Source organism: Rhodovulum iodosum (genome assembly GCF_041020385.1).
GTDB classification, from domain to species: Bacteria; Pseudomonadota; Alphaproteobacteria; order Rhodobacterales; family Rhodobacteraceae; genus Rhodovulum; species Rhodovulum iodosum.
Genome location: NZ_JBEHHI010000003.1, coordinates 214,586 through 241,483 on the forward strand (window position 1 = coordinate 214,586; position 26,898 = coordinate 241,483).

General features: G+C 68.7%; 29 protein-coding genes. 7 read left to right on the forward strand and 22 right to left on the reverse strand.

All coding sequences use genetic code 11. From position 1 onward, the window contains the following. Position 1: 1 nt before the first annotated feature. Positions 2–496: a prepilin peptidase gene (locus tag Ga0609869_RS15095; protein WP_125403755.1), complete on the forward strand. Its 495-nt coding sequence runs from the start codon at positions 2–4 to the stop codon at positions 494–496. 6 nt (positions 497–502) lie between these two features. Here Ga0609869_RS15095 and Ga0609869_RS15100 read toward each other — a convergent pair whose 3' ends face one another. After that, the gene (locus tag Ga0609869_RS15100; protein WP_125403756.1) at positions 503–2,137 is read right to left on the reverse strand and encodes a glycosyltransferase family 87 protein; all 1,635 of its coding nucleotides are present in this window, start codon (positions 2,135–2,137) and stop codon (positions 503–505) included. 152 nt (positions 2,138–2,289) lie between these two features. Between Ga0609869_RS15100 and Ga0609869_RS15105 the strand changes: the two genes are divergently transcribed. The 4 genes from Ga0609869_RS15105 (at position 2,290) to Ga0609869_RS15120 (ending at position 7,240) form a co-directional block, all read left to right on the forward strand. Then, entirely contained in the window at positions 2,290–3,600 is a 1,311-nt protein-coding gene (locus Ga0609869_RS15105; protein WP_125403757.1) for a DUF8689 domain-containing protein, read from the forward strand. A 62-nt stretch (positions 3,601–3,662) separates the two neighbouring features. Further along, on the forward strand, positions 3,663–6,068 hold the full coding sequence (locus Ga0609869_RS15110) for a ligase-associated DNA damage response DEXH box helicase (protein WP_125403758.1): 2,406 nt from the start codon (positions 3,663–3,665) through the stop codon (positions 6,066–6,068). A gap of 39 nt (positions 6,069–6,107) precedes the next feature. Continuing rightward, complete coding sequence (gene pdeM, locus Ga0609869_RS15115) at positions 6,108–6,803, forward strand: ligase-associated DNA damage response endonuclease PdeM (protein WP_125403759.1); 696 nt, start codon at positions 6,108–6,110, stop codon at positions 6,801–6,803. Continuing rightward, entirely contained in the window at positions 6,800–7,240 is a 441-nt protein-coding gene (locus Ga0609869_RS15120; protein ID WP_125403760.1) for a PaaI family thioesterase, read from the forward strand. The genes pdeM and Ga0609869_RS15120 overlap by 4 nt, the downstream gene beginning before the upstream one ends. Before the next feature lie 215 nt (positions 7,241–7,455). Here Ga0609869_RS15120 and folD read toward each other — a convergent pair whose 3' ends face one another. The 17 genes from folD to ruvC all read right to left on the reverse strand — a co-directional run bounded on the left by folD (position 7,456) and on the right by ruvC (position 23,186). Then, a complete protein-coding gene (gene folD / locus Ga0609869_RS15125; RefSeq protein ID WP_125403761.1) occupies positions 7,456–8,358 on the reverse strand; it encodes a bifunctional methylenetetrahydrofolate dehydrogenase/methenyltetrahydrofolate cyclohydrolase FolD in 903 nt (300 codons plus the stop codon). Further along, positions 8,355–8,663: a chorismate mutase gene (locus Ga0609869_RS15130; protein ID WP_125403762.1), complete on the reverse strand. Its 309-nt coding sequence runs from the start codon at positions 8,661–8,663 to the stop codon at positions 8,355–8,357. The genes folD and Ga0609869_RS15130 overlap by 4 nt, the downstream gene beginning before the upstream one ends. Positions 8,664–8,735: 72 nt before the next feature. Continuing rightward, positions 8,736–10,412 carry a formate--tetrahydrofolate ligase gene (locus tag Ga0609869_RS15135; protein WP_125403763.1) on the reverse strand — a complete coding sequence of 559 codons (1,677 nt, stop codon included), beginning with the start codon at positions 10,410–10,412 and terminating at the stop codon, positions 8,736–8,738. Between the two features lie 256 nt (positions 10,413–10,668). Further along, on the reverse strand, positions 10,669–12,582 hold the full coding sequence (gene ftsH / locus Ga0609869_RS15140) for an ATP-dependent zinc metalloprotease FtsH (protein ID WP_125403764.1): 1,914 nt from the start codon (positions 12,580–12,582) through the stop codon (positions 10,669–10,671). 71 nt (positions 12,583–12,653) lie between these two features. Continuing rightward, positions 12,654–13,895 (reverse strand): tRNA lysidine(34) synthetase TilS, encoded by a 1,242-nt coding sequence (gene tilS / locus Ga0609869_RS15145; protein ID WP_125403765.1) that lies wholly within the window; start codon positions 13,893–13,895, stop codon positions 12,654–12,656. Then, positions 13,892–14,725, reverse strand: coding sequence for a tol-pal system protein YbgF (ybgF, locus tag Ga0609869_RS15150; RefSeq protein WP_245972137.1), 834 nt, complete (start codon positions 14,723–14,725; stop codon positions 13,892–13,894). The genes tilS and ybgF overlap by 4 nt, the downstream gene beginning before the upstream one ends. Positions 14,726–14,735: 10 nt before the next feature. Further along, positions 14,736–15,239 carry a peptidoglycan-associated lipoprotein Pal gene (pal, locus tag Ga0609869_RS15155; protein WP_125403767.1) on the reverse strand — a complete coding sequence of 168 codons (504 nt, stop codon included), beginning with the start codon at positions 15,237–15,239 and terminating at the stop codon, positions 14,736–14,738. Positions 15,240–15,316: 77 nt separating this feature from the next. Continuing rightward, on the reverse strand, positions 15,317–16,645 hold the full coding sequence (gene tolB, locus Ga0609869_RS15160; protein ID WP_438826884.1) for a Tol-Pal system beta propeller repeat protein TolB: 1,329 nt from the start codon (positions 16,643–16,645) through the stop codon (positions 15,317–15,319). Next, on the reverse strand, positions 16,645–17,814 hold the full coding sequence (gene tolA, locus Ga0609869_RS15165) for a cell envelope integrity protein TolA (protein ID WP_125403769.1): 1,170 nt from the start codon (positions 17,812–17,814) through the stop codon (positions 16,645–16,647). Before tolA ends, tolB begins: the two co-directional genes overlap by 1 nt. 10 nt (positions 17,815–17,824) lie before the next feature. Then, on the reverse strand, positions 17,825–18,289 hold the full coding sequence (gene tolR, locus Ga0609869_RS15170; protein ID WP_125403770.1) for a protein TolR: 465 nt from the start codon (positions 18,287–18,289) through the stop codon (positions 17,825–17,827). A 15-nt stretch (positions 18,290–18,304) separates the two neighbouring features. After that, positions 18,305–19,000 (reverse strand): protein TolQ, encoded by a 696-nt coding sequence (tolQ, locus tag Ga0609869_RS15175; RefSeq protein WP_125403771.1) that lies wholly within the window; start codon positions 18,998–19,000, stop codon positions 18,305–18,307. Positions 19,001–19,102: 102 nt separating this feature from the next. After that, complete coding sequence (ybgC, locus tag Ga0609869_RS15180; RefSeq protein ID WP_125403772.1) at positions 19,103–19,504, reverse strand: tol-pal system-associated acyl-CoA thioesterase; 402 nt, start codon at positions 19,502–19,504, stop codon at positions 19,103–19,105. After that, the gene (locus tag Ga0609869_RS15185; RefSeq protein ID WP_125403773.1) at positions 19,501–20,127 is read right to left on the reverse strand and encodes a hypothetical protein; all 627 of its coding nucleotides are present in this window, start codon (positions 20,125–20,127) and stop codon (positions 19,501–19,503) included. The genes ybgC and Ga0609869_RS15185 overlap by 4 nt, the downstream gene beginning before the upstream one ends. Further along, the gene (locus Ga0609869_RS15190) at positions 20,124–20,972 is read right to left on the reverse strand and encodes an Ivy family c-type lysozyme inhibitor (protein WP_125403774.1); all 849 of its coding nucleotides are present in this window, start codon (positions 20,970–20,972) and stop codon (positions 20,124–20,126) included. The genes Ga0609869_RS15185 and Ga0609869_RS15190 overlap by 4 nt, the downstream gene beginning before the upstream one ends. 1 nt (position 20,973) lies before the next feature. Further along, positions 20,974–22,011, reverse strand: a complete 1,038-nt coding sequence (gene ruvB, locus Ga0609869_RS15195; protein ID WP_125403775.1) for a Holliday junction branch migration DNA helicase RuvB — start codon at positions 22,009–22,011, stop codon at positions 20,974–20,976. A 3-nt stretch (positions 22,012–22,014) separates the two neighbouring features. After that, entirely contained in the window at positions 22,015–22,683 is a 669-nt protein-coding gene (ruvA, locus tag Ga0609869_RS15200) for a Holliday junction branch migration protein RuvA (protein WP_125403776.1), read from the reverse strand. Further along, entirely contained in the window at positions 22,680–23,186 is a 507-nt protein-coding gene (gene ruvC / locus Ga0609869_RS15205; protein WP_125403777.1) for a crossover junction endodeoxyribonuclease RuvC, read from the reverse strand. The genes ruvA and ruvC overlap by 4 nt, the downstream gene beginning before the upstream one ends. 324 nt (positions 23,187–23,510) lie before the next feature. On the opposite strand from ruvC, the gene Ga0609869_RS15210 reads away from it, so the two are divergent. Further along, complete coding sequence (locus Ga0609869_RS15210) at positions 23,511–23,714, forward strand: DUF1127 domain-containing protein (protein WP_125403778.1); 204 nt, start codon at positions 23,511–23,513, stop codon at positions 23,712–23,714. 78 nt (positions 23,715–23,792) lie between these two features. Here Ga0609869_RS15210 and Ga0609869_RS15215 read toward each other — a convergent pair whose 3' ends face one another. The 4 genes from Ga0609869_RS15215 to msrA all read right to left on the reverse strand — a co-directional run bounded on the left by Ga0609869_RS15215 (position 23,793) and on the right by msrA (position 26,348). Continuing rightward, positions 23,793–24,140, reverse strand: a complete 348-nt coding sequence (locus Ga0609869_RS15215) for a hypothetical protein (protein ID WP_125403779.1) — start codon at positions 24,138–24,140, stop codon at positions 23,793–23,795. Positions 24,141–24,201: 61 nt separating this feature from the next. After that, positions 24,202–25,077, reverse strand: a complete 876-nt coding sequence (locus tag Ga0609869_RS15220; RefSeq protein WP_125403780.1) for a 50S ribosomal protein L11 methyltransferase — start codon at positions 25,075–25,077, stop codon at positions 24,202–24,204. A gap of 37 nt (positions 25,078–25,114) precedes the next feature. Continuing rightward, positions 25,115–25,672, reverse strand: coding sequence for a P-loop NTPase family protein (locus Ga0609869_RS15225; protein WP_125403781.1), 558 nt, complete (start codon positions 25,670–25,672; stop codon positions 25,115–25,117). Positions 25,673–25,688: 16 nt separating this feature from the next. Next, a complete protein-coding gene (gene msrA, locus Ga0609869_RS15230) occupies positions 25,689–26,348 on the reverse strand; it encodes a peptide-methionine (S)-S-oxide reductase MsrA (protein WP_125403782.1) in 660 nt (219 codons plus the stop codon). Positions 26,349–26,482: 134 nt separating this feature from the next. Here msrA and Ga0609869_RS15235 point away from each other — a divergent pair, with 134 nt between their 5' ends. Further along, a complete protein-coding gene (locus tag Ga0609869_RS15235; RefSeq protein WP_125403783.1) occupies positions 26,483–26,863 on the forward strand; it encodes a hypothetical protein in 381 nt (126 codons plus the stop codon). Positions 26,864–26,898: the final 35 nt, after the last annotated feature.

Consider the following 26,898-nt stretch of genomic DNA (forward strand, 5'->3'; position numbering starts at 1 on the left):
GATGAATATTCCTGCCTCGGCGGCCATCCTGTTCCTGCCCTTTGTCACGCCAGTGGCGCTTTGGGTCGCGTGGAGCGACATGAAGGCGATGCGCATCGCCAACCGCGCGGTGCTTGTGCTGGTCGCCATCTATGCCGTGGTCGGGCCGTTCGCGCTGCCGCTGGAGGCCTGGGCCTGGGGCTGGGCGCATCTGGCCCTCGTGCTGGCGATCGGTTTCGTTCTCAACATGGGCGGGCTCGTCGGCGGGGGCGACGCGAAATTTGCCGCGGCCATGGCGCCCTTCATCGCCGCGGCGGATGCCCGGTTGATGCTGGTGCTCTTCGCCGCCGTGCTGCTGGCCGCGTTCCTGACCCATCGCACAGCGCGCGCCACGCCTGCCATTCGAGGGTTGGTGCCAGAGTGGGAATCCTGGCAGCGGCGCGACTTTCCCATGGGCCTCGCGCTGGGCGGTGCGTTGATCTTTTATCTCGCCCTCGCCGCGGCCTTCGGGAGCTGACCGAGCTCAGCCGCCTGCCTGCCCGTCCAACTCCAGCAAGATGTAGTGGTCGGTGCGGTGCGCCTCGTGCAGCTCCAGCGGGGTCTCGGCGATCAGGTCGAGGATGCGCTTGCGCTGTTTCTGTTTGACCGGGCAGACCGGCACGACAAGGTAGTCGGCGCCCTCGATCCCCGGCAGCCCGTCGTAATGCCACGGCGCCCCATGCGCGAGCGGCCGGAAATCGGCAAACAACCAATAGGGGTTCAGCACGTCGGCGTTGAAAAACCGCGCGCCTGCATAGCCCGCCTCTTCTAGGTCGGCGGCGACATTGGCGTACCACCCGATCAGCCCGGTATAAAGTTCGCAGTCCGGCAGTTCCTCGCCCAGCAACTGCGCAGGCTCGGGGCGTTCGACCATATCCGAAAACCGGTCGAGCCCGCCGTCCCGCATGTCGACAGGCGCCTGTTTTCGGATCAGGTACGCGCGCGACTTGGCCGCGAACAGGTCGTCATGCGGGGCCTCGCCGCCCAGCAACGGCGCGTACTCGGAGACCACGGTGTTGCCTTGCCGCAGCGGCGACAGGGTCATGTTGACCAGCGAGGGGAAGATGAACGCCAGCAGCGCCGTGCCCACCACCAGCGCCACCTGGTTGCGGTCGATGCCCTTTTCCGGGGGCGCGGCGCCGGGCGTGCGGCTGATGAACAGCAAAATCCCCAGCAGCAGCAGCCATTTCGGGTCGTTTCCGTAGTTCTGGTGTGTCACGAAATAGAAGCCCGGCACCAGCAGCAGCACAACGAGACCCAGCAGATCGTGACGCATCTCGCGCAGCAGGATCGCCGCGTAGATCAACAGCAGGTTCCCGCCCACGAAGGCCGGCGCGCCGATCATCGCCCGGAAAGACACGCCCCCCGGCGACGGGCGCAGCTCGGACCCCGCGACCGTCAACAGGTCCCGGATGTAGGCGGGCCAGTACAAAGGGCCGGCCAGCAGCGTGACCACCGCGACCACCGCCAGCCCCGCAAAGACGGCCAGGCGCAGGGCGCGCCAGTCGCGGCGGATCGCAAGCGCAAGCGCCACCGGCACGGCGAAACCGGCAAAGAACGTGATCTTGGTCAGCGCGAGAGCGGCCAGGCCCAACCCGATGATCGGACCGTCCACCGCCGCGCGCGCCCTGCCCCGCGCAGGCAACAGCGCCGCGGTCAGCACCAGAAAGCTGACGGCCCACGCCCAGCGGTTGTAATGCATCGAGATGGAGATGCTGCGCTCGGCCTCGCCATGCACCAGCGCAAGGCAGAACACCATGACCACGAAGCCGAACAGATAGGCCCATCGCCCCGGAATCCGGGTGACCGCAACCCAGACGGTCACCGGCAGCAGGATCGCCGCCACCAGCACCTGGCTGTAAAGGATCGCGTGCCCGACGCCATAACCCAGCTTGACGAACAGCGCGATGGGCGCGAAGGCCAGATAGCCGATCGGCGTCATGAAATCGCGGTGCGGCCACTGGCCGTCGGCAATGCGGAAGACGATGTCGAGAAGGTGCATCATGTCCCCCTCGTGCTTGCCGATAAACAGCGCACCCTGCAGCAGCGGCAGGCCGCCCAGGATCGTGACGACCGCCAAAAGGAAGGCGGTCAGGATAAACGGATTCGGTCTGCTCATGCCTGCCCTCGGTCACATTTCAAGGCGCGCGTCCGGGCCGGTTATCCCCCGCCGTGGCGCACGCTGTCCAAAGATATTCGCTTCGTGCCCCATCTTTGCCAAAAAAATCCGCCAGCTTCACGCCAGCAAAGGATCAGTTTCAGGGCAACCTCATGAATATGCAGACTTCCACAGTCATGGCACCGCCGGCGCCGCGCTCGCTCGAAGAGATGCGGCTGCCCGTCGTCATGATGCGCGACATCCTTCTGAAGACGGTCTTCCGCCAGAACCTCGATATCGTGCCGGAAATCGCCAAGGCGATCTGCCTGCCGGTCCCCGTGACGCAGGAACTGGTCGACCTGGCGCGCAGCCAGAAGCTGCTCGAGGCCACCGGCAACCTGCATGCCGGCTCAGGCGGGCAGATGGGCTATCAGCTCACCGATGGCGGCAAGGCCAGGGCGCTCGACGCGCTCAGCCAGTCGGAATATTACGGTGCGATGCCGGTGCCGCTTGCGGTCTATTCCGAACAGGTCAAGCGCCAGTCGATCAAGAACATCCAGATCACCCGCGATCAGCTGAACGGGGCAATGGGCCACCTGATCCTGCCTGACGAGTTGCTGGATCACCTCGGCCCCGCGGTCGGATCGGGCCGGTCGGTCCTGATGTACGGCCCCCCCGGCAACGGCAAGTCGTCGATCTCCAACGGCATCCGCGACGCGCTGGGCGACAAGATCTACGTCCCCCGCGCCATCGAGTATTCCGGCCAGGTCATCACCGTCTACGACCCGATCGTGCATTCGGCGGCCGAAGAGTTCGAGGACGATCCCTCGTCGCTGCGCCGCACCTCGAACCGCTTTGACACGCGCTACGTGCTGTGCGAGCGACCGACGGTGATCACCGGGGGCGAGCTGTCGCTGTCGATGCTCGACCTTGTCTACAACCCCACCGCGCGGACCTACCAGGCGCCGCTGCAACTGAAATCGACCGGCGGTGTCTTCATCGTCGACGACCTTGGCCGGCAAGAGGAACCGCCACAGTCGCTGATCAACCGGTGGATCGTGCCCCTGGAAGAGGGCAAGGACATCCTCGCCCTGCAATCGGGCGAAAAGTTCGAAGTGCCCTTCGATACGCTGGTGATCTTTTCGACCAACTTCCACCCGAACGAGATCTTCGACAAGGCGGCGCTCCGGCGGATCTTCTTCAAGATCAAGATCGACGGCCCCTGCCGGGAGGATTTTCTCAAGATCTTCTCCCTGGTGGCGCGCAAGAAGAAGATGCCGCTCGACGAAGCGACGCTGATCTACCTTCTGCAGGAAAAATACCCGACCATCGACAATGTCTATGCGAACTACCAGCCGGTGTTCCTGGTCGACCAGATGATCGCGATCTGCGAGTTCGAGGGCATCCCCTACCAGATGAGCCCCGAGTTGATCGAGCGCGCCTGGGCCAACATGTTCGTCCGCGAGGAAACCATCGTGCACTGAGCCGCGCAAAATCCACCGAAGGATTTTTCGAAAAGTCACGGAGCGCGCATTAGATTGGGGGCATGAGCAACGTGCCCCCTTTCATCGACACCTGGTTCGCCGCGCGCGGATGGGCCATGCATCCGCATCAACATGAGATGCTGGAGCGTGCCGGCGCGCCCGCCCTGCTCTTGATCGCGCCGACAGGCGGGGGCAAGACGCTTGCAGGATTCCTGCCTTCTCTGGCCGATTTAGGCCCTGATCCGGCACCAGGCTTGCACACGCTCTACATTTCGCCGCTCAAGGCGCTGACCGCCGATATCCGCCGCAACCTGCGCGCGCCGGTCGATGAGATGGGCCTTTCCATCCGCATCGAGGACCGCACCGGCGACACCTCGCATACCCAGCGACGGCGCCAGCGGGCCGACCCGCCCCATATCCTGCTGACCACGCCCGAAAGCCTGGCGCTGATGCTGTCCTACGAGGACGCGCCGCGCATTTTCGCGGGGCTGAAACGGGTGATCGTCGACGAGGTGCACGCGCTGGCCGAAAGCAAGCGCGGCGACCAGTTGATGCTGGGCCTCGCCCGGCTCGCCGCGCTCTGCCCCGGGCTCTCGCGCGTGGGGCTGTCGGCCACGGTCGAAGACCCGCCGGCGATCGGCCGTTTCCTCGCCCCGGCACCCAAGGCTTGCGAGATATTGCAGGCCGATCCCGGCCCCGACCCCGATATCGCCATGCTGGAAACCGACGCGCCGCCGCCCTGGTCGGGCGGCGGCGGGCGCTATGCGATCCCGGCGATCCTCGACGAGGTGCGGCGCCACCGCACCACGCTGATCTTTCACAACACCCGCGCGCAGGCCGAGATATTCTTTCACGACCTGTGGCTGGCCAATGACGCGGGCCTGCCCATCGGCATCCACCACGGCAGCCTCGCCCGCGAAGCGCGGGAAAAGGTCGAGGCCGCGATGGCCGAAGGCGCACTGCGCGCCGTGGTCTGCACCGGTTCGCTGGATCTCGGGATCGACTGGGGTGATGTCGATCTGGTCATCCAGGTCGGTGCGCCGAAGAACGTGAAACGGCTGGTCCAGCGGATCGGGCGTGCCAATCACAGATACAATGCGCCCTCCAAAGCGCTATTGGTTCCTGCAAACCGCTTTGAGGTGGTCGAATGCGTCGCCGCGTTGCAGGCCGCGCGCGCCCATGACCTCGACGGCGACCCGCGCGGGCCCGGCCCCCGCGACGTGCTGTGCCAGCATATCCTGGCCACCGCCGCCGCGGGCCCCTTCGACGCCGATGCCCTCTACGACGAGGTCACGACCGCTGGCCCCTACACCACGCTCACGCGTCCCGCCTTCGACGCCTGCCTCGATTTCGCGGCCACGGGGGGCTACGCGTTGCGCGCCTATGACCGATGGCAGCGGCTGAAACGGGGGCCCGACGGGCGGTGGGCCCTGCGCGACCCGCGCGCTGCGAAACAAATTCGAATGAACCTGGGCACTATTGTCGATACGGAAACACTCAAGGTCCGGATGCAGCGCCACCGCGGCGGCGCCCCGCTGGGCGAGGTCGAGGAAGGCTTCGCCGCCACGCTGACCCCTGGCGACACCTTCCTGATCGGCGGGCAGATCGTACGTTACGAAGGCTTGCGCGAAATGACGGTGGAGGTCACGCGCTCGGCCAGCGCAACGCCCAAGATCGCCACCTTCATGGGCACCAAATTCGCCACCTCGACGCAGTTGTCCGACCGCATCCTGACGATGTTCCGACAACCCGACTGGCCCGAGCTTCCCCGCCACACCGCCGAATGGCTGGCCCTTCAGCGCAAGGTTTCGCGCCTGCCCCGGCGCGAGCGGCTGCTGATCGAAAGCTTCCCGCACGAGGGCCGCGCCCATACCTGCGTCTACGGATTCGCCGGCCGCAACGCCCAGCAGACCCTTGGCCTGCTGCTTACCCAACGGATGGAGGCCGCCGGTCTCGCGCCTCTGGGCTTCGTCGCCACCGACTACGCCACCCTCATCTGGGGGCTGGACCCGGTGACCGACCCTGCCCCCCTTTTGGACGGGGATAACCTGCGCGAGGCGTTCGAGACGTGGCTGGCCGGCAACGCGGTGATGAAGCGCACCTTTCGCGCCTCGGCCATCGTCGCAGGCCTGATCGAGCGCAACACCCCCGGCCGCCGCAAGACCGGACGGCAGGCGACGTTTTCGTCCGATATCCTTTACGACACGCTGGCCAAGTACGACCCCGGCCACCTGATGCTGGAGATCACGCGGGAAGAGGCGATGAAGGGCCTCGTCGATTTCGGACGGATCGAGGCGATGCTGGCGCGCACAAAGGGGCGGATCGACCATGTCCCGCTAAGCCGCGTCACACCGCTGGCCGCGCCCTTGTTCCTCGAACCGGGCCGCGTGCCGGTGACAGGCACGGCCGAACAGCGGCTGATCGACGAGGCGGCCGAGAGACTGATGGCCGAGGCCGGCCTTGCCTGAGCCCTTGCAATGGGGCGCGTTTTCGTGTGGAAACAAATCATGAACGGGTATGCCTTCATGCTGACCGGCGCGCAGCTCGCCGCCCTGCCCTCCGGGGCGCTCTATTGGGGCGACGCGGGGCTGCTGGCCGTCTCCGACCTGCATCTGGGCAAGGCCGAGCGGATCGCCCGGCGCGGCGGCGCGCTCTTGCCCCCCTACGAGACGCGCGAGACGCTGGCCCGGCTGGAGGCCGATATCACGGTCACCGGCGCGCGCACGGTGCTCTGCCTCGGCGACAGCTTCGACGATCTCGACGCGGCCGCGGGCCTGCCCGAGGATGAAGCCCAATGGCTGATGCGGCTGATGGCCGGGCGGCGCTGGCTCTGGATCGAGGGCAATCACGACCCGGGGCCCATCGCCTTTGGCGGCAGCCATCTGGCCGAATATGCGGCGGGGCCGCTGATCTTTCGCCACATCGCCCGGCCCGGCGCCGTGGGCGAGGTTTCGGGCCATTACCACCCCAAGGCGCGAATCAGCCTGGGCGGACGGGCGCTGAGCCGGCCGTGTTTCCTGCACGATGCGGCGCGGCTGATCCTGCCCGCCTACGGCGCCTATACCGGGGGGCTTTGCTGGGACGACCCGGCCTTCGCCCCGCTCTTCGGGACAGAGGCGCGCGCGATAATGCTGGGCAACCCGCCCCGCCCACTGCCGAAACCGCCCTGCCGCGCGGCGGCGCATGAGGTGACACACGCATGACCCAGCCCAAGAACCCCGATTTCGCCACCGCCGTGCGCGAAAGCTTTGCCCGGCAGGGTCTGATGACCCATTTGGGCGCCGAAATCGTTTCCCTCGTCCCCGGCGCGGTGACCATCGCCGCGCCGATCCGCCCCGAAACCGGCCAGCAGCACGGCTATGCCCATGCAGGCCTCAGCTTTTCGCTGGGCGACACCGCGGCGGGCTATTCCGCGCTCAGCCTGCTGCCGCCGGGCCACGAGGTGCTGACCAGCGAGATCAAGATCCACCTGCTGGCGCCGGCGCGCGGCGAGAGGCTGGTCGCCGAGGGCGGCGTCATCCGCCCCGGACGGCGGCTGATGATCGTGCGCGCCGAGATCTACGCCGAGGACGGCGCGGACCGGGCGCATGTGGCCACGCTTCTGGGCACGATGGTGCCGATGGCGCTTGAACCAAGGTGAAGAAGGCCGCGCCAGACCATGGGCGGGCGCTTCGCTCCGCCGTATTTCCCTGATACATGGCGCCAAATACCGCCCCGCATCCTGCTGATCGAGCCGTTGCGATGCGCCCTGCCGAGGGGTGGGACGGCCGCGGCCCGGACGCCCCGGTCAGACAGCCGGTAAGGGCGCACCAGGGTCCACAGAGGCGCAGAGTAGGTTCAGCGCCGATCAGGCCCTCAGGCCGTCAGCCCCTCCGGCTCGGCCAGGTCGTTGGCCCGGCAGCAGGCCGTCACCGTGTTGGCCAGGAGGCACGCGATGGTCATCGGCCCGACGCCGCCCGGCACCGGCGTAATCGCGCCCGCCACGCCGACCGCGCTGTCGAAATCCACGTCGCCCACCAGCCGCGTCTTGCCCTCGCCGCGTTCCGGCGCCGCGATGCGGTTGATGCCCACGTCGATCACTGTCGCGCCTGGGCGCACCCAGTCGCCCGGTATCATCTGCGCCCGGCCCACCGCGGCGACCAGGATATCGGCCCGCCGGCAAACCTCGCCCAGATCGCGGGTGCGCGAATGGGCGATGGTCACCGTGCAGTTCTCGCCCAGCAAAAGCTGCGCCATCGGCTTGCCCACGATATTGGACCGGCCCACCACCACGGCCTCGGCCCCCGACATGTCGCCCAGGTGGCCGCGCAACATCATCAGGCATCCCAGCGGCGTGCAGGGCACCATGGCCTTCTGCCCCGTGGCCAGCCGCCCGACGTTCAGCACGTGAAACCCGTCAACATCCTTGGCCGGGTCGATCGCGTCCAGCACCTTGCCCGCATCGATATGGGCCGGCAGCGGAAGCTGCACCAGAATGCCATGCACCGCCGGCGCCGCGTTCAGCCGCGCAATCAGCGCCAAAAGCTCGGCCTGAGAGGTCTCCACCGGGAGCTTGTGCTCGAAGGACGCCATGCCGGCCTCGACGGTCTGCTTGCCCTTGTTGCGGACATAGACCTGGCTCGCCGGATCCTCGCCCAGCAGCACCACGGCCAGGCCGGGCGTCAGCCCGTGTTCGCCATGCAGGTGGCGCACATGGCCGGCCACCTTTTCGCGGATCGTCGCGGCAAAGGCCTTGCCGTCGATCAGGGTTGCGCTCATGCCCGGTTCTCCTTTGCCCCCATCGCCGCCTCTTCGCGGGCGATGGCCCATTCGATCAGTTCGCGCCACAGCGTCTCGGCCAGCGCCGGGTCCAGCCCCGCCTTGACGGCCGATCCGCGCACATTGCCGATCACCTCGTCGATCCGGTTCCCGATCCGGGCCGGCAGCCCCTCGCCCGGCTTCAGCGCCGCCGCCCGGTCGATATAGCCCGCCCGCTCGGCCAGCATGGCGACCAGAGCGCGGTCCAGCCGGTCGATCTCGGCGCGCAGCTCTGCCATGGAACGGCACTCTTCAGGCGCTCGCATTCGTCACCCCCTCCGCATCGGTTCGATCTCGCCCCACCGCTTAGCGCGGGCGGGCCGGGGCTGCAATGCGGCTCAGAACAGCCCCTCGACCTGGCCCAGATCGTTCAGCCCGATCGCCTCGGCCGACGGCACCCGCGGCAGGCCCGGCATGGTCATGATCTCGCCGCAGATCACCACGACAAAGCCCGCGCCGGCGGCCAGCCGCACCTCGCGCACCGGCACCGAATGGCCGGTGGGCGCGCCTCTCAGGTTGGGGTCGGTCGAAAAGGAATACTGGGTCTTGGCCATGCAGATCGGCAGATCGCCATAGCCCGCATCCTCCCAGGCGTGCAACTGGTCGCGGATCTTCTTGTCGGCCAGCACCGCGTCGGCGCGATAGATGCGCTTGGCGATGGTCTCGATCTTCTGAAAGAGGCCCATCTCGTCGGGATAAAGCGGTGCAAAGCCGTGATGGTCCGCCTCGGCCAGCGCGACCACCCTTTCGGCCAGCGCCTCGGCCCCCGCGCCGCCCTCGGCCCAATGGGTGCACAGGATCGCCTCGCTGCCCTGCCCCGCGGCATAGGCCTTCACCGCCGCGATCTCGGCCTCGGTGTCGCCGGCGAAATGGTTGATCGCCACCACCGCCGGCACGCCGAAGGATTTGACGTTCTCGATATGGCGGCCCAGGTTGGCGCAGCCTTTCTCGACCGCGGCGACATCCTCGGCCCCCAGCGCATCCTTTGCCACGCCGCCGTTCATCTTCAGCGCCTTGATCGTTGCCACCACCACCACCGCGGCGGGCGAAAGCCCCGCCTTGCGGCACTTGATGTTCATGAATTTCTCGGCGCCGAGGTCCGCCCCGAACCCGGCCTCGGTCACCACGTAATCGGCCAGCCTGAGAGCCGTGGTCGTGGCGATGACCGAGTTGCAGCCATGGGCGATATTGGCGAAAGGCCCGCCATGAACGAAGGCCGGGGTATGCTCCAGCGTCTGCACCAGGTTGGGCTGCAACGCATCCTTCAACAACACCGTCATCGCGCCCTCGGCCTTCAGATCGCGCGCGGTGACCGGCGCGCGCTCGCGCGTGTAACCCACGATGATGTCGCCCAGCCGCCGCTCCAGATCGGACAGGTCGGAGGCGAGGCATAGAATCGCCATCACCTCGGAGGCCACCGTGATGTCGAACCCGGTCTCGCGGGGAAAGCCGTTGGCCACGCCGCCGAGCGAACAGACGATGTCCCTGAGCGCGCGGTCGTTCATGTCCATCACCCGCCGCCAGGCGACGCGCCGCTGGTCGATGCCCAGCGCGTTGCCCCAATGGATGTGGTTGTCGATCAGCGCCGCCAGCAGGTTATGGGCACTGGTGATGGCGTGGAAATCCCCGGTGAAATGCAGGTTCATCTCCTCCATCGGCACCACCTGTGCATGGCCGCCGCCGGCCGCGCCCCCCTTCATCCCGAAACAGGGTCCGAGGCTGGCCTCTCGGATGCAGATCGCCGTCTTCTTGCCGATCCGGCTCAGCCCGTCGCCCAGGCCCACGGTGGTTGTCGTCTTGCCCTCGCCCGCCGGCGTCGGGTTGATCGCGGTGACCAGCACCAGCTTGCCCTGGGGCCTGTCCGCCAGCCCGGCGATGAATCCGGCTGTCACCTTCGCCTTGTCATGGCCATAGGGCAGCAGATCGTCGGCGCCGATCCCAAGCCGCGCGCCGACCTCCTGGATCGGTTTCTTGTCCGCCGCGCGGGCGATCTCGATATCCGTCTTGTGCACCATGTCCCGTTCCTCCCTGACCTGTCTTGGGCCGTCTCCCCCTTGAGAGATACCCGCCGCCGCGGCGCCCCACAGCACCGCTTCCGACATAAACCGCGCCGGTTACGGCGGCGCACCTGCGCCGGGGCTTCTTCTTGGCGAAAATACCCAAGGCGCGGCCCGGCACGGGCCGCCATACGAAAGGCGTGCGCCGCAGGCGCTCGAATGAAAACCGCCGCGCCCGGGGGCGCGGCGGCTGATACGACGGCAGGGCCTTCGGTCAGGCCGAGGGTTCGGGCTCGAAACCCGGCTTCGGCCGCGGCTTGGTCTTCGGGATCGCGGTGACCGAGGGTGCGTTGCCGCTGTCGGGCGGCGTGTCCTCGTCATCGCCGCGGTTCAGCGGTTCGCCGGCGATCACCTTGGTGATCTCGGACCCGGTGAGCGTCTCGTACTCCAGCAGGCCCTGGGCCAGCCGCTCCAGATCGTCACGCTTCTCGGTGAGGATACGCTTGGCGGTCTCATATCCCTCGTCGATGATCTCTTTCACCTTGTCGTCGATGATCTTCTGGGTCGCCGCCGAGTGGTTGGTGCCGCCGCCATAGGGCCCGAGAAAGCTCTCCTGCTCGTTGGCGTAGTCCACATAACCCAGTTCCGCATCGGCAAAGCCGAACTGCGTGACCATGGCGCGGGCGATCTTGCTGACCTGCTGGATGTCGCTGGCCGCGCCCGAGGTGACGTTGTCCTTTCCGAAGATCAGCTCTTCGGCGACGCGCCCGCCCATCGCCATGGCGATCTTGGACGTGTACTTGGTGTAGGTCACCGACAGCTGGTCGCGCTCCGGCAGGCTCAGCACCAGACCAAGCGCCCGGCCGCGCGGGATGATCGTCGCCTTGTGGATCGGGTCATGCTGCGGCACGTTCAGGCCGACGATGGCGTGGCCCGCCTCGTGATAGGCGGTCAGCTTCTTCTCGTCCTCGGTCATGACCATGGATCGGCGTTCCGCGCCCATCATGACCTTGTCCTTGGCGTTCTCGAAATCTTCCATCGTCACGAACCGGCGTCCCACGCGCGCGGCCATCAGCGCCGCCTCGTTCACGAGGTTGGCGAGGTCGGCGCCCGAAAAACCGGGCGTGCCGCGGGCGATGATACGCAGGTCCACGTCAGGGCCCAGCGGCACCTTGCGGGCATGCACGCCAAGGATCTTCTCGCGGCCCTTGATGTCGGGGTTGGGCACCTGCACCTGCCGGTCGAACCGGCCGGGGCGCAGGAGCGCGGGGTCCAGCACGTCGGGCCGGTTGGTCGCGGCCACGATGATGATGCCCTCGTTGGCCTCGAACCCGTCCATCTCGACCAAGAGCTGGTTGAGCGTCTGCTCGCGCTCGTCGTTGCCGCCGCCATAGCCCACGCCACGCGAGCGGCCCACGGCGTCGATCTCGTCGATGAAGACGATGCAGGGCGCGTTCTTCTTGGCCTGCTCGAACATGTCGCGCACGCGACTGGCGCCGACACCCACGAACATCTCGACGAAGTCGGAGCCCGAGATGGTGAAGAACGGCACGCCCGCCTCGCCCGCGATGGCGCGGGCCAGCAACGTCTTACCGGTACCCGGAGGGCCCACCAGCAGCGCGCCCTTCGGGATCTTGCCGCCGAGGCGCGAAAATTTCTGCGGGTTGCGCAGGAACTCGACGATCTCTTCCAGCTCTTCCTTGGCCTCGTCGATGCCCGCCACGTCGTCGAAGGTCACGCGACCGTGCTTTTCGGTCAAGAGCTTCGCCTTGGACTTGCCAAAGCCCATCGCGCCGCCGCGTCCGCCGCCCTGCATCCGGTTCATCAGGAAGATCCAGATGCCGATCAGGATGAGGAACGGCAGCAGCGTGCCGACATAGGCCAGCAGGCCGTTCTGCTCCTGCGGCTCGGCCTTGACGTCGATATTGTTCTCGACCAGCCGGTCGGTCAGGTCCACGCCCTGCGGCACGATGGCGGTATAGCTCGACCCGTCGCTGCCGCGGATCAGCGCGCGCTCGCCGTCCAGCGTCACCTGCGCAACCTCGCCATTCTCGACGTTCTGCAAGAACTCCGAGTAGCTGATCGTGCGCGACGACATGGTCGACTGGCCGCCGCTGAAGAGGTTGAAAAGGGCCAGGATCAGCAAAAACAGCACGACCCAAAAGGCGATGTTTCTCGCGTTACCCACAGTCTTCTCCTTGAAACTTGTGGGGCGGCATAACCGCCCGTCCCTCTAAGATAGAGATATGAGGCATAGGTTCAATGCGAATCGACCAGCCGGAAAAAGCTGTCCTCGCCTGTTGCAAGCCATGCGCGCCACCCCTCGGACAGGCCCGCCAGCGGCGCGGCAACCAGCTTTTCGCCGCGCCAGACGCCCGGTTGGGCCACCAGGGCGGCCCGAGGGCGGCCCGTGGCGCGCCAGTCCGGACAGGCTGCCAGCCCCGCTTCGCCCAAGGCACGGAGGGTCAATTCGGCGTGATGCGGCCCGTCGAACCGCCAGCGCCCATCCCAAAGCGCGCCGGTCGGGGTCTCGGCCGCGGCCACGGCGCGGTGCTCGCGGGCGATGCGCAAGGTCGGGCCGTCGGCCAGCATCAGGCAGCCGTGCAGCGTCGCGGCGGGGCAGTCGGCAAGCGCGGCGAGCGTCTCTTCCAGCGCGCCTTCCCTGGGCCCGTAGTCGGCGCCGGACACCCAGACCAGCGCGTGGCGCATCAGCCGCCGCCGCGTCTCGCCCGGCAGCGCGTCGAGCGCGGCGCGGTCAAAGACCACGTCGCCGCCGTCGATGCGGGCCACGCGGCGCGCCGCCGCTTCGGCATGGGCATCGAGCGCATCCCGCGCGCGGGCAAGGTTGCGGCAGACCCCGGCCAGCGTGGCGGCCTCGATGCCGAGGGGCGCCAGCACCGTCAGCGCCGCCCGGGCGCGGACCCGTGCAAAGCGCGGGTCGACATTGCCCGGGTCTTCGACCCACACCTGCCCCAGCTCCTCAAGGTAGCTGCGCAACTCGGCCCTTCGACAGGCCAGCAACGGGCGCAGCCAGAGCATGCCTTCGGCGGCACGGCGCGGCGCCATGCCCGACAGCCCGTCCACGCCGGCGCCGCGCGCCAGCCGCATGAGGAACGTCTCGGCCTGGTCGTCGGCGGTGTGGCCCAGCGCCACCGCACCGATGCGCCGCCTGCACGCCCAGTCGGCGATCAGCCGCTGGCGCGCGCGGCGTGCGCGGTCCTGCAGGTTGCCGTGCCCGTCCCAGCCGTCCCAATTGAGGGTATCGTGGGACAGGCCCAGCCCGGCGGCCACGCGCGCGACGAAATCGGCCTCGGCCGCCGCCTCTGGGCGCAGCCCGTGATCGACCGTCACCACCGCGAGGTCAGCGCCGCGCGCCTGCGCCCAGCCTGCCATCAGGTGCATCAGCGCCATGCTGTCGCCGCCACCCGACACCGCCACGCCCAGCCGGCCGGGCAGGTCCGCACCCAGCCCCTCGGCCAGCGCGGCGGCCAGACCGGTCACGGGCAGCCGAGCGCCTCGCGCGCCGCCGCCGCCTCGGGCACGACGGTCGCGCCGGGAAAGCGTGTGGCGACCTCCGAAAGGGTAACGCAAGCCTCCTGCGTCTGGCCCAGCGTGCCCAGCGATACGCCGAGCTGCAACAGCGCCTCGGACGCGCGCGCGCCATCGGGATCGCCGGAAAAGCTCTGCAGATAGGCCCGCGCGGCATCCGAGGTGCGGCCCTGGGCGCTCAGCGCCTCGCCGCGCAGGAAATGGGCCACGCCCGACAGGGGCCCGCCCGGATAGGTCTCGGTAAAGGCGGCGAACTGCGCGGCGGCGGCGTCGAAATCACCCGCCTGGTAGGCGGCCTGGGCGCGGTCGAAATCGGCCTGTTCGCCCACCGCCATCTCGGCGCCGCCGGCCGACGGCGCGCTGGGCGTGGCCGGCGCGGGGGCGACGGGTTGCGCCCCGCCGCCAAGCGTCGAGGTTTCGCCAAGGGTTGCAGGATCGCAACCGGGCTCAAGCTCGCAGAGCCGGAACTCCAGATCGCCCAGCCGCGTCGTACCGTCATTGACGATACGCGCGATGCGATGCTCCATCTCTTCGGCGCGGGCGGTCAGCTGCTGCAGCGCGCCCTCGATCGCGTCGATGCGCTGCAACGCGGTGCCGGCGGGCGACCCGACCTCGGGGGCGCCGGTGGTGTTCAACTCGCGCTTGAGCCGCTGAAGCTCGACGAACAGCACCGACATCTCCTGCCGGATATCGGCCAGCGTCTCGACCCGGCCCTGCGCCTGCGCACCGGGCGCAAGGCCCAGCGCCACGGCGCAACAAACTGCGATCAGCGCCCCGCGCACGCCCCGCCCCTCAGCTCGTGCCGCCGGCCGCGATGACCGTGACCGCGCGGCGGTTCTGGGCATAGCAGCTTTCTTCCGAACAGATCTCGAGGGGCCGCTCCTTGCCATAGCTCACCGTGCGCAGCCGCGCCGGCGAGATGCCGCGCTCGACCAGGAATTCCTGCACCGCGCTGGCGCGCCGGGCGCCAAGGGCGAGGTTGTATTCCCGCGTGCCCTGCTCGTCGGCATGGCCCTCGATCACTGCGCTGTAGTCGGTGTTGCTGATCAGCCAGCGCGCCTGCCCCTCCAGGGTGGCGCGCGCCGCATCGCTCAGTGTGCTCTGGTCGACGGCGAACAGCACCCGGTCACCGATGGCCTGCTGGAAATAGGCGGGCGACCGCGGGTCGGCGGCCGATCCGGGGGCGCCGGCGGCGCCGAAATCCGCGCCCGACTCGGCGCCGAACCGGTCCGGGCCGGAACAGGCCGCAAGGCCGATGGCGGCCACCAGAAGAAGGGGTTTGGCGAAGAGTGTCATGGTTTCGGTCCTCGGTCTGGGTCGGGCCTGTCGCCGCTTAGGCTAGCAGCCCCGCCTCGGGTTGGAAATGCATAGCCTCAGGGCAGCAACGGCGACCAGGCCGGGTCGGACGCCGCCCCCTGCAGCGGCACGCGTCGCAGGTTGCGCCCGGTGATGTCGACGGAAAAAAGCGCAGGCGCCCCGCCGGCCCCGGCGGTCTCTCGGGTGAACATGATCACCCGCCCGTTGGGCGCCCAGGTCGGCCCTTCGTCCAGGAACGAGGCGGTCAGGAGACGCTCTTCCGAGCCGTCGGTGCGCATCACCCCGATATGGAAACGCCCGTTATTCTGCTTGGTGAAGGCGATCAGGTCGCCGCGCGGCGACCAGACCGGGGTGCCGTAGCGCCCCTGGCCGTAACTGATCCGCTTGGGCGCGCCGCCCGAGGCGGGCATCACGTAAAGCTGCTGAGTGCCCGAGCGGTCGCTCTCGAAAACGATCTGGCGGCCGTCGGGCGAGTAGCTGGGCGCGGTCTCGATCGAGGGCGACGAACTCAGCCGCTCGCGCCGGCCCGAGGCGAGGTCGAGCGTGTAGAGATCGGTATTGCCGCCCTGGCTGAGCGAAAAGACCACCGTTTGCCCGTTCGGCGCGAAACGCGGCGAAAAGCTCATCGTGCCGGGCTGGTCGTCGAGCGCGCGCCGCGTCAGCCGCGCCATGTCGAGAAGGAAGATCCGGGGAAAGCCCGTCTCGTAGCTGGTATAGATCACCCGGTCGCCCGTGGGCGACACGCGGGGCGCCAGCACCAGCGAGGCGCTGTCGGTCAGGTACTGCACGTTGGCGCCGTCGTAATCCATGATCGCCAGTCGCTTGGCGCGGGCGTTCTTGGGGCCGGTCTCGGCGACGAAAACCACCCGGCTGTCGAAATAGCCGCCCTCGCCGGTGATCCGGCCATAGACCTGGTCGGCCACCTTGTGTGCCAGCCTGCGCCAGGCCGCGGTCGAGCCGCCGAATTGCAGCCCGTCGCCCAGCGGCGCCTCGGAAAACACGTCGAACAGGCGGAACTTCACCGTCAGCCGGTCGCCCGACAGCGCCACCGCCCCGGTGATCAGCGCCTGCGCGTTGATCGCCTTCCAGTCGGCATATTGCACCGGGCTGGAAAAGCTGGTCACCCGCGCGATGAACGCCTCTTGCGGGATCTCGCGAAACAGGCCGGTGCCGGCCAGATCGGCCGCGATCACCTGGCTGATCTGGCGCGCGTACTGGGCGGCGGCGGGCGTTTCGGCCACGAATTCCGGCAGCGCGAACGGCAAGGGTTCGATCACGCCCTCGTCAATGACGATCCGCAAGGGGCCCTGGGCCCGGGCCTGAAAGGCCGGGGTCGTGGCGCCGGCGATGGCCAGCGCAAGGCAGAGGAAGAACAGCCGCCGCATCATCTGATCCTCATGTTTTCCGGGTTGAAAGTCATCTCGATCTGGCGCCACTGGTCATATTTGTCCTGTGGCAGCGGAAAGCCCGAGGCACCGCAGCGAATGATCGCCCGGCGCGCGGATTCGTAAGTCTGCCGCGCCGCCGCCTCGGAGCCGCCCTCGAACGAGACCAGCCGCACGCTTTCGCCGCGCGGCGTGCCGTCGGGCTGCATGTCGACGGCCACCACCACGCGGGTGCCCAGCGCCTCGGACGACAGCGAGCCCACATTCCAGCAGCGCGAGACCGCCACGCGCAGCGCGTCGCGCTCGCCCCCGGTCAGCGTTGGGCCCAGGGCCGCGGTGCCCTGCCCCGACGTCTGGGCCGGGGCGGGGTCCGAAGCGCTGTCGGCCAGCGCCTCGGCCACCGCGTCGGCCACCGCATCGGCCAGGGGGTCTTCGGCCTCGGGCGCAGGCGCCGGCGGGGTCGCCGCCGGTTTGGGCTGGGGCGTAGGCGCAGGCGCCGCGCGCGCGGGCCGGGCCGCGGGCCGCATCGAGCGCGCCACCGCGAAGGGCGAGTCCGACGGGGTGTCTTCTTCCTCGGCTTCGGTGACGATCTCGGGCGCGGCCTCTTCGGGCGCGGCGGCCTCGGTTTCGGGGGCCGGCGCCTCTGGCGCGGGGGACGGCGTGGTCGCAGGGGCCGGCGTGGGGTCGGGCCGGGCCTCTTCAGGGGGCGGCGGGGCGGCGAGCGGGGCAATGCGCGGCGCGGGCCGCGGCGCCGGGCTGTCGGTAAAGGGCACCGGCGCGGACTCTTCGGCGGGCGGCTGGCCGATCTCGGGCGGATCGGGCGTCACCTCGGCCGCGGGCGGCGGCGCGAGCGACGCCATATCGGGGGCATCTTGCGGGTCTTCGGCCACCGGCGGCGCCTCGGGCTCGGGCCGGTCGGGCGGGCTGTCCGGGGTGCTGGCCGGCGCCTCGGCCGCCTCGGGCGCCGGCGGGCGGGGCACGGGCACCTCCTGTACCGGAGCGGGCGCCGCCGCGGGTGCGGTCAGCGCCGCGAATTCCGCACCCGACAGGATGGTCACGTCGGTCACATCCAAAGGGGCCGGCGGCCTGGCCTGAAACAGCCCCGCCAGCAGCACCCAGCCCACAAGAACCAGGTGCGCGATGCCCGAAATGAGGGTGCCGGTGTTCATAGCGTCCCTGTCAGTTGCCCGGCCCGCCCAGCGTCGGCCCGCCGGTCTCGGTCACCAGGCCGATCTTGCGGAACCCGGCGCCGTTCAGCGCGCCCATGACCTGAACCACCCGCTCGTACGGGATGGCCCCGTCGGCGCGCAGGTAGATCTTGTCGTCGGTCCGTTCCGCCATTACCGCGCGCAGCCGCGGGATCAACTCGTCCTCGGGCGTCTCGGTGGTTTGCAGCACCAGTGCGCCGTCGGCCGTCACGGTGATCGTCAGCGGCTCTTCCTGCTCGGTCGGCAGGGCGCTGGCCGCCGTCTCGGGCAATTCCACCGGAACGCCCACGGTCAGAAGCGGCGCGGCCACCATGAAGATGATGAGCAGCACCAGCATCACGTCGACCATGGGGGTGACGTTGATCTCGGACATCGCGGCCGGGTGACGGCTGTGCCGCCGGGTCCGCCGCCCGCCCGAGCCCTTGCGTGGGGTCATGGACGTAGCCATCGCTCAGGCGTCCAGCTGGCGCGACAGGATGGTGGAAAACTCGTCGGCAAAGCTTTCGTAGCCGCCCACGATGCGGTCGCTGTCGGCCGAGAGCTTGTTGTAAAAGACCACCGCCGGGATCGCTGCGAGCAGGCCCAGCGCGGTCGCCAGCAGCGCCTCGGCGATGCCCGGCGCCACCACGGCGAGGTTGGTGTTCTGCTGCAGCGCGATCTGTTCGAACGCGTGCTTGATGCCCCAGACCGTGCCGAACAGGCCGATGAACGGCGCGGTCGATCCCACCGTGGCGAGAAACGACAGGCCGCCGTTCAGCACCTCGGACTCGCGCGCGATCGACACGTCCATCGACCGGTCGATCCGCGCCGCGGCGCCGGCGATCAGCCCGCCGTCCTGCCGGTGGCTGCGGCGCCATTCCATCATGCCCGCGGCGAAGATCTTCTCTGACGCGCCCTGGGGCTCTGGCCCAAGGCTTTCGAAAAGTTCGTCCAGCGGCTCGCCCGACCAGAAGGCGCGGTCGAAGACCTCTGCCTCGGCCCGCGCCTGGCGGAACAGGATGAGCTTCTGGATGATGATCGCCCACGACCAGAACGAGGCGGCGATCAGAAGAATCATGACGATCTTGACGGTAAAGGTGGCACGCGCAAAAAGCGCCAGCAGCGAGAAGTCAATCTCCTGCGCCATCGCAAGGGTTTCCGTTTCCATTCTGCCTGCTCGTTGTTGGGGACCGTGCTGTCGCGGCCCTGATTAGCGCAGACGCTACCCGGTTTTAAGTGAAATTACCAACGAATCCCCGTAATCGCGGGTTTATGAAGCCGACCCGGAAACGAGTCGGCGAAACTCTGCCGGAAGCCGCTGCGCCCGGCCCTCGGGGCCCAGCGCAACCAGCGTCACCTCCGCGGTGAAAATCTTGTCTTGCCCGCGCTTTACGAGTTGCTCCAGCAACAAGCGCGCGGGTGTGAGCTGTCTCAGATCGGTCTCGACGGTCAACAGATCGTCGAACCGCGCCGGGGCCAGGTAATCGGCCACCACCCGCCGCACGGCAAACACCACGCCTGCCTCGGCCTTCAGCCGCGCCTGGTCGAGGCCGAGGTCGCGCACCCATTCGCTGCGGGCACGTTCGATGAATTTCAGGTAGTTGGCGTAGTAGACGATGCCGGCGAGGTCGGTGTCCTCGTAATACACGCGGGTCTGGAAGCGGTGGGTCATTGCATCGCCCCCATCCGCGCCGCCAGCCGCAGCGCGTGGCTTGCATCCGCCGCCATCACCGGCAGCACCGGGTCGTAGCCCGCGCGAATAACCTCGGCGATAGCGGGGCGCAGTACCAGCGTGCCGTCGGGCGCGCGCGCCAGCGGGCTCTGGCCGGCAAAGGCGGTGTCGGACCACAGCAGGATGGTTTGCACCATCTGGCTGAGCGCGATGGTTTCGGCGGGCAGTTTCGACAGCTCTTCGTCCATGCGGACGAAGACGAAGGCGGCCTTGATGCCGCCGGCCGCGTCGAAGCGAAAGAAACGGTACTGGTTGGCCCCCGCCTCCTGCAGACGGGCAACGAGCGGGGCGAGGTCGGGCACGAGACGGTCGAGATTGGGGGTTTCCAAAAGCTCCTGCCAGTCGCGCAGGAAGAAGATCATCAGGTTGCTGCCCAGTTCGGGGTCGGTCTCGGCCATCTGGTGGCCGGCCAGCGCCACCACCGCCTCGGCCGCGCCCTTGACGGTGGCGAGTGTCGCGTCCTCCACCCCGAAGACGACGGGCGCGATGGGCCGGCCCCAGCGGGCGAAAAGGTATTGCCCGTCGGCGCGGGTAAATAGGGCGGTCACGTCTTCGGGGGTCATCTCAGGCTCCGTTCGGCGAGAAAGGCGGCGACCGACGGGTCGGACAGCGCCGCCCGGTCGCCGAACCAGCGCGGCGCCGCACCCCTGTCGAGAAAGGCTGCGACCGGGGTGCCATCGGCGATGCGCAGGCCCCAGAAACCCGCGCGCGCATTGCATTGGTGGGCCATGCAGCCCGCGCCGAACACCCAGCCGCCGCGCTGCTCGGCGCGGCCCGCTACGGCGGTGCGCTGGCGCAACTCCTCGAAGGCCGCGATCGGCATGATCGCGGCAAAGCGCGCCTGTTCGGCGGGGTCGTTGAACAGCGCGCTGGCATGGTCGGCGAGCCACCGGGTGACATCGCCGCCCGGCCCGGCGGGGTCGGACGGGCCGGCCCCGGGGGCGATCGCGGCCACCGTCAGCCGCGCGCCGTCGAAGGCGAAGCGTTGCAGATCGACCCGGATGTCGGGATCGGCGAGGTCGATCTCGAAACGCCCGGGCGCAAGGCGCACGCCATCGATCCGCCCCAGGCAGGAGCCGAACGGCGCCGTGCGGCGCAGCGCATCCGCCGAAAGGCGCAGCACGACATAGCTGACCGGGCACATGTTGCCGTTATGGCTGGTCTCGACCAGCACCCAGTCGTGGTCGTCGCCCTGCCGGGCAAAGGCGCCGCGGATCGTCACCCGCCACTCGGCGGCAAGCGGCACGCCGCCGCCATTGAGGTAAAGCCCTTGCTCCCATTGCGAAACGGGGCCGACCGTGAGGGTGCCAAACCGGGTCTGCACCGCCTGGTAGGTACCCAGGCTGACCGGCTGGGCCGCCGCCGGGGCAGCCAGGCAAAGCGCGACGAACAGAGGGGCGAGGCGCATCTCAGCCGTCTCCGTCGAACAGGTCCGACTGGCCCGGGCGCGGCCCCGGCGCTGGCAGTCCCAGATGCGACCAGGCGCGGGCGGCCAGCATCCGGCCCCGCGGCGTGCGCTGGATCAGCCCCTGCTGCAGCAGATAGGGCTCGATCACCTCTTCCAGCGCGTCGCGCGCCTCGGACAGGGCGGCGGACAGGGTCTCGATCCCCACCGGCCCGCCGGCATAATGCTCGGCGATCAGCGTCAGATACCGCCGGTCGGCACCGTCGAGGCCCAGCCCGTCGACCCCCAGCCGCGTCAGCGCGTTGTCGGCCAGCGCCCGCGAGATGCGCCCGTCGCCCTCGACCAGCGCGAAATCGACGACCCGGCGCAAGAGCCGCCCGGCGATGCGCGGCGTGCCGCGCGCGCGGCGGGCGATCTCGCGCACGCCCTCCGGCTCGGCCGTCACGCCCATCAGGCGGGCGCCGCGGGCGACGATGTGCTCCAGCTCTTCGACGGTGTAGAATTGCAGCCGAACGGGGATGCCGAACCGGTCGCGCAAGGGCGTGGTCAGAAGCCCCAGCCGCGTGGTCGCGCCCACCAGCGTGAAGGGTTGCAACTCGATCCGCACGGTACGCGCGGCGGGGCCCTCGCCGATCACGAGGTCGAGCTCGAAATCCTCAAGCGCGGGGTACAGCACCTCTTCCACCGCCGGGTTCAGCCGGTGGATCTCGTCGATGAAAAGCACGTCGCGCGCGTCGAGATTGGTCAGGATCGCGGCCAGATCGCCGGCCTTGGCAAGAACCGGCCCGCTCGTCATCCGGAAATTGACGCCCAGTTCGCGCGCCATGATCTGCGCCAGCGTCGTCTTGCCGAGGCCGGGGGGCCCGTGAAACAGCGCGTGATCCATCGCCTCGCCCCGGCGCCGCGCGCTTTCGAGGAAGACAGCGAGGTTGGCCCGCGCCTCGGCCTGGCCGATGAACTCGCCCAGCGTCTGGGGCCGCAGCGCGCGGTCGGCATCCTCGGGGCGGGGGGCGGGGCGCAGCGTCGGGTCGGGTTCGGTCATGGCTCAGCCCTTGGGTGCCAGCAGTTTCAGCGCGGCGCGGATCAGCGCGGGCGTATCGGCCGCGGGGTCCTCGCCCCCGGCACGGGCCACCGCCTGCGCGGCCTCCGACGGGGCGTAGCCAAGATTGCCCAGCGCCGACAGCGCGTCGGCCTGCGCCGAGGCGGGGGCGGCGGGCGTCGGCATGGGCGCGACGGGCGCGGCGGGGTCCACCACGGCCTCGGCGGGCGCGTCGCCGGTCGCCTGCCCCAGCGTGCCGCCCAGCGCCATCACCGCGGGCGCCTTGTTCTTCAACTCGTTCACCACCCGCTGGGCGATCTTTGGGCCGACCCCCGGCGCGGCCTTGACCGCCCCCCAGTCGCCGATGGCGATGGCCCGGCTCACCCCCTCGGGGCCGAGCGTGCCGAGGATGGCGAGCGCGGCCTTGGCGCCGATCCCCTGCACGCCCAGCAGGAGACGGTGCCATTCCCGCTCGTAAAGCGTGAGAAAGCCGTAAAGCTGCAACAGATCCTCGCGCACCATGAGGTCGGTATAAAGCGCCACCGCCTGCCCCGGCCCCGGCAGCGCGGCCAGCGTGCGGTCCGAGACATGCACGACATACCCCACCCCGCCGACGTCGATCAAAACGTGGTCGGGGCCGCGATGGTCCAGCCGGCCGGTCAGCTTGCCGATCATGCCCGCGCCTTTGCCACGGCCGCCGCCAGCCGCCCGGCCCCGCCCAGGTGATGCGCATGGCAGAGCGCCACGGCCAGCGCGTCGGCGGCATCGGCCCCCGCGATTTCGGCCCCAGGCAGTTGCAGCCGCACCATGTGGCCGATCTGCCGCTTGTCGGCGTGGCCCACGCCGACCACGGCCTTCTTCACCGCATTGGGGGCGTATTCTCCCACCTCCAGCCCCGCCTGCGCCGGCACCAAGAGCGCCACGCCACGAGCCTGGCCCAGCTTCAGCGTGCCGGCCCCGTCGCGGTTGACGAAGGTCTGTTCAACCGCGGCGGCGGTCGGCGCGAAGCGGTCGAGAACGGCGGTGAGTTGTTCGTGCAGCGACACCAGCCGCGCGGCCAGGCTCTCGCCCGCGGGGTGGCAGACGCCGTTGGCGATGTGGGAAAGCCGCCCGTCCTGCGATTCGATCACGCCCCAGCCGAGATTGCGCAGCCCCGGATCGATGCCCAAAATTCGCATGCCCGCCCCGTTTCTTGTGGCTTTTCAGACGCAGTAGCACGAAAAGCGAACATCGGCTAGACGGAATGCATCGGCGGGATGCCGCCGGCCCGGCCCGGACAAGCGCGGATCAATGGTCGGAAAGCGCCATCCACAGGTCTGAATGCGACATGACCGGGGCCCTTGTTTATCATTTTGAAACAAGGCGTTACCGAACGTCATCGATATGTTCTGCGCGCATGACTCACATGCAAATTTCCGCGTTGCACAATAATTAGGCCATGCCTAACTGGCACTGGTAAGAGCCGAAAACACCGCCACGTCTGACTATGAAAGGGAAAACGGATGGCTTCCTTCGACCCGACACACACGCAGCCCCACGGCCGCCTCTTCGGGGGCCGTCTGTCGCAATCCGCCGTCGCGCTGATCGGGCGGCTGGCCGCCTGGAACGACGCGCGCGTTACCCGAAATGCCCTGTCGCGGCTCAGCGACCGTGAGCTTTACGACATCGGACTCGTGCGCGGCGATATCGACGACATTCGCCGCTGACCGCGCGCCCAGACGCCAAAAGGGCCGTGCCCCATCCGGCACGGCCCTTTTTCGCGTCCGCCCGCGACCCTGGAGGGATCAGCCGCGCGGCAGGAATGCGCGAATCTGGTCGGCAATCAGTGCGGTTGCCGGGTCGACTTGCATGATATAGGCGCCCGCCCTCTCGGCGACGCTGGCCCCCTCGAGGCGCGCCAGCCGCTCGTTGTAGTTGCCTTCGCCGATCATCGACAGGAAAACGGCCTTGGTCACGATCACGATCGCAACGACAAACATCGCGGGGCGAAGAAGATTGACGCGCACCGGGGCGCGACGTGCGTAGGCGGATCGGCCCAGCGTACCCGCAGCCTCGAAGCCATAGCCCCGACGATGCATCTTGTCCACGCGCCGAAGACGGCCTTGAAATTCTTGCATCTGAGGATCGTACATAACGCTCTCCATCTGCCCACCACGTGACGATCATGCGTTCCGAATGAGGCGGAAATGGGGCTTAGGCCCCTGATTTTTCAAGACAAAGCGTTGCCCATTCGCCGATTGGCGCCCGGTTGAGAACGATGAGCCCGTTTTCGGCGTAAACGGCCGCCACATCACCGGCCTGATCGCCCAAAATCCCCGATAGAATCGCCCGCCCCCCGGGGCGGAGATTCGCGGCGATCTCGGGGGCAAGCGCGATCAGCGGACCCTTCAGGATATTGGCGAAAATCAGGTCGAACGGCGCGCCGGCGGCAAGGGCGGGATGGTCGAACCCCGCCGCCTCGACACAGTCGACCGCGCCGGCCAGAGCGTTGGCCGCGAGGTTGGCCTCGGCCACCTCCACCGCCACCGGGTCGATATCCGATGCGATCACGACGCCGCCCCACAGCCGCGCGGCCGCCATCGCCAGCACCGCCGTGCCGCAGCCGATATCGGCCGTGCGCGCCGCGGAAAACCCGGCGTCGGCCAGCGCGTCGAGCAGCAGAAGGCACCCCTTGGTGGTACCATGATGGCCGGTTCCAAAGGCCATCGACGCCTCGATCAACAGCCCGATGCGGCCCGCGGGCAGCTTGTCAGCATCGTGGCTGCCATAGACAAAGAACCGGCCGGCCTCCACCGGCGCGAGTTCGCGGCGCACCTTGGCCACCCAGTCGACCTCTGGCAGTTCGGACACCGCGAAATCCGCGGCCCCGTGCATCGCCGCCAGCAGGGCAAGCCCCGCCCGGTCGGGCGCCTCGGTGAAAAAGCCGCCCACCTCCCACAGGCCAGAGCCGTCTTCCATCTCGAAAACGCCGATGCCGGTGGGCTCCGGGTCCAGACGTTCCAGCGCGGCGCCCAGCGCCTCGGCGGCGTCCTTGCCCGTGAGAGTGGTCAATGCGGTGAACGTGGGCATCGGCGCGGCCTTTCCTGCTGGGGTCCGGCCTTGGCGCCTAGGCGCTGTCGGCGTGAGGGTCAAGCGCGGCGATAGCCGCCGCGGTGAGCTCTTCCACCGGCGGCGCGGCGTCCAGCCGGATCACCGGGCAGGACAACTCGGCCAGCCAAAGCTCGTGCTTCAGCCGGTTGCGGCCGGTGAAGTCGGGCGCGTCATAGCCCATCGCGTAATCCAGAAAAGCGCGGTGGTCGGCCTCGAGGGCACCGCCGGGCGCAATCGCCGCGCCCAGCCGCCGCCGTTCGCGCCGGCGCAGACGGGCCAGGCGCTTGCCCGGCGCCAGCGTCAGGAAGATCACGTGGGTCAGCCGCGGGATCAGCGCGTCGCCCCACCCCATCAGCGACCCCGCAAGCACCCAGTCCCCGCGCGGGGCAAATACCTCTTCCATCAACGCCACCCGCGAGTCGCGCGAACGTTTGACGCGAAAGGGCGGCTCGCTGGGACGCCAGAAGAAATCGTCGGTGTCGAAGGATTGCGAGGCGAGCCTGTCGGCCAGCGCCCGCGCCAATGTCGAGCAGCCTACCCCGCTCGCGCCGGTGATGTGGATGCGCTGCCCCACCGCGCCCCTATCCGCTTCAGGCGCCCGTGCCCGCCGGGCAGGTGACGCCGGTGCCGCCGAGACCGCAATATCCGCCTGGATTCCTGGCCAGGTATTGCTGGTGATAGCCTTCGGCGAAATAGAACGGGGGTGCGGTGCGGATCTCGGTGGTGATCGCCCCGAAACCGGCCGAGCGCAGGCGCGCCTGAAACGCGTCGCGGCTGGCCTCGGCGGCCGCCGTCTGCGCCTCGGTATAGGTATAGATGCCCGATCGGTACTGGGTGCCCCGGTCATTGCCCTGGCGCATGCCCTGCGTCGGGTCGTGCCCTTCCCAGAAGACGCGCAGCAACGCGTCATAGGAGACCTCGGCCGGGTCGTAGATCAGGCGCACCACCTCGTTATGCCCGGTTCGGCCCGAACAGACCTCTTCGTAGGTCGGGTTGGGCGTGTGGCCTGCGGCATAGCCCGCCATGGTCAGCCAGACGCCCGGCGTCTTCCAGAACATCCGCTCGACACCCCAAAAGCATCCCATGCCGACCATTGCCTCTTCCATGCCCTCGGGCACCGGCGCTTTCAGCGGGCGGTCGAACACGAAATGCCGCTCTGCGGTGGGGATCGGCGTGTCGCGGCCGGGCAGCGCGTCGGCCGCGGCCACCATCTCGGTCTTCTTGGTCTTGTTGGTGTTGAAAAGGAACATCTGTCGCTCCCGCGGTTATGCTGTCGTGCAGAATATAGCGCCCGCTCCGCCCGCGCCAATCGGATGTCTTGCCCATACGCCCTTGTACGGCGCAAACTCGACCGAAGAGACGCGCAAAGCGCGGGCGGGGGGCGATGCGGACCTTTGTGATAGTCATCCTGGCCCTGTCGGCGATCGGGGTCGGCGGCATCGCCGCGGTGATGTACCTTACCGCAGGCCCGGGCGTCCTGGCGCGCCAATTCGTGGTTCTGTCGAGCACCGGGAACTACGACGCGGCGCGCGCGCTGTTGCATCCGCAACTGCAAAAGGACTTTCCGCCGGAGCTGTTCGAAGAGAGGTTCGCCAGGGTCGCGCCCTATACCGAGGTCTCGTTCGCGTCGGTCGAGACCACCGAGGCGCACACCAGGCTGCAGGGCCGCGCCACCACTGCGTCCGGCTGCGCGTCGGGACTGGCCTTCGAACTGCGCGAGGGACAGATCACCGCCTTCGAGATCAACCCGCTCTGCACCGAGTAGAGGCGACGGGCCAGCGGCCGGTTTCCGCGCAGTGC

Excerpts from the sequence above, each read along its gene's own strand:
- Ga0609869_RS15095 (WP_125403755.1), top strand. The coding sequence starts at position 2 with ATGAATATTCCTGCCTCGGCGGCCATCCTGTTCCTGCCCTTTGTCACG.
- Ga0609869_RS15100 (WP_125403756.1), bottom strand. The coding sequence starts at position 2,137 with ATGAGCAGACCGAATCCGTTTATCCTGACCGCCTTCCTTTTGGCGGTC.
- Ga0609869_RS15105 (WP_125403757.1), top strand. The coding sequence starts at position 2,290 with ATGAATATGCAGACTTCCACAGTCATGGCACCGCCGGCGCCGCGCTCG.
- Ga0609869_RS15110 (WP_125403758.1), top strand. The coding sequence starts at position 3,663 with ATGAGCAACGTGCCCCCTTTCATCGACACCTGGTTCGCCGCGCGCGGA.
- pdeM (WP_125403759.1), top strand. The coding sequence starts at position 6,108 with ATGAACGGGTATGCCTTCATGCTGACCGGCGCGCAGCTCGCCGCCCTG.
- Ga0609869_RS15120 (WP_125403760.1), top strand. The coding sequence starts at position 6,800 with ATGACCCAGCCCAAGAACCCCGATTTCGCCACCGCCGTGCGCGAAAGC.
- folD (WP_125403761.1), bottom strand. The coding sequence starts at position 8,358 with ATGAGCGCAACCCTGATCGACGGCAAGGCCTTTGCCGCGACGATCCGC.
- Ga0609869_RS15130 (WP_125403762.1), bottom strand. The coding sequence starts at position 8,663 with ATGCGAGCGCCTGAAGAGTGCCGTTCCATGGCAGAGCTGCGCGCCGAG.
- Ga0609869_RS15135 (WP_125403763.1), bottom strand. The coding sequence starts at position 10,412 with ATGGTGCACAAGACGGATATCGAGATCGCCCGCGCGGCGGACAAGAAA.
- pal (WP_125403767.1), bottom strand. The coding sequence starts at position 15,239 with ATGACACTCTTCGCCAAACCCCTTCTTCTGGTGGCCGCCATCGGCCTT.
- tolB (WP_438826884.1), bottom strand. The coding sequence starts at position 16,645 with ATGCGGCGGCTGTTCTTCCTCTGCCTTGCGCTGGCCATCGCCGGCGCC.
- tolA (WP_125403769.1), bottom strand. The coding sequence starts at position 17,814 with ATGAACACCGGCACCCTCATTTCGGGCATCGCGCACCTGGTTCTTGTG.
- tolR (WP_125403770.1), bottom strand. The coding sequence starts at position 18,289 with ATGACCCCACGCAAGGGCTCGGGCGGGCGGCGGACCCGGCGGCACAGC.
- tolQ (WP_125403771.1), bottom strand. The coding sequence starts at position 19,000 with ATGGAAACGGAAACCCTTGCGATGGCGCAGGAGATTGACTTCTCGCTG.
- ybgC (WP_125403772.1), bottom strand. The coding sequence starts at position 19,504 with ATGACCCACCGCTTCCAGACCCGCGTGTATTACGAGGACACCGACCTC.
- Ga0609869_RS15185 (WP_125403773.1), bottom strand. The coding sequence starts at position 20,127 with ATGACCCCCGAAGACGTGACCGCCCTATTTACCCGCGCCGACGGGCAA.
- Ga0609869_RS15190 (WP_125403774.1), bottom strand. The coding sequence starts at position 20,972 with ATGCGCCTCGCCCCTCTGTTCGTCGCGCTTTGCCTGGCTGCCCCGGCG.
- ruvB (WP_125403775.1), bottom strand. The coding sequence starts at position 22,011 with ATGACCGAACCCGACCCGACGCTGCGCCCCGCCCCCCGCCCCGAGGAT.
- ruvA (WP_125403776.1), bottom strand. The coding sequence starts at position 22,683 with ATGATCGGCAAGCTGACCGGCCGGCTGGACCATCGCGGCCCCGACCAC.
- ruvC (WP_125403777.1), bottom strand. The coding sequence starts at position 23,186 with ATGCGAATTTTGGGCATCGATCCGGGGCTGCGCAATCTCGGCTGGGGC.
- Ga0609869_RS15210 (WP_125403778.1), top strand. The coding sequence starts at position 23,511 with ATGGCTTCCTTCGACCCGACACACACGCAGCCCCACGGCCGCCTCTTC.
- Ga0609869_RS15215 (WP_125403779.1), bottom strand. The coding sequence starts at position 24,140 with ATGTACGATCCTCAGATGCAAGAATTTCAAGGCCGTCTTCGGCGCGTG.
- Ga0609869_RS15220 (WP_125403780.1), bottom strand. The coding sequence starts at position 25,077 with ATGCCCACGTTCACCGCATTGACCACTCTCACGGGCAAGGACGCCGCC.
- msrA (WP_125403782.1), bottom strand. The coding sequence starts at position 26,348 with ATGTTCCTTTTCAACACCAACAAGACCAAGAAGACCGAGATGGTGGCC.
- Ga0609869_RS15235 (WP_125403783.1), top strand. The coding sequence starts at position 26,483 with ATGCGGACCTTTGTGATAGTCATCCTGGCCCTGTCGGCGATCGGGGTC.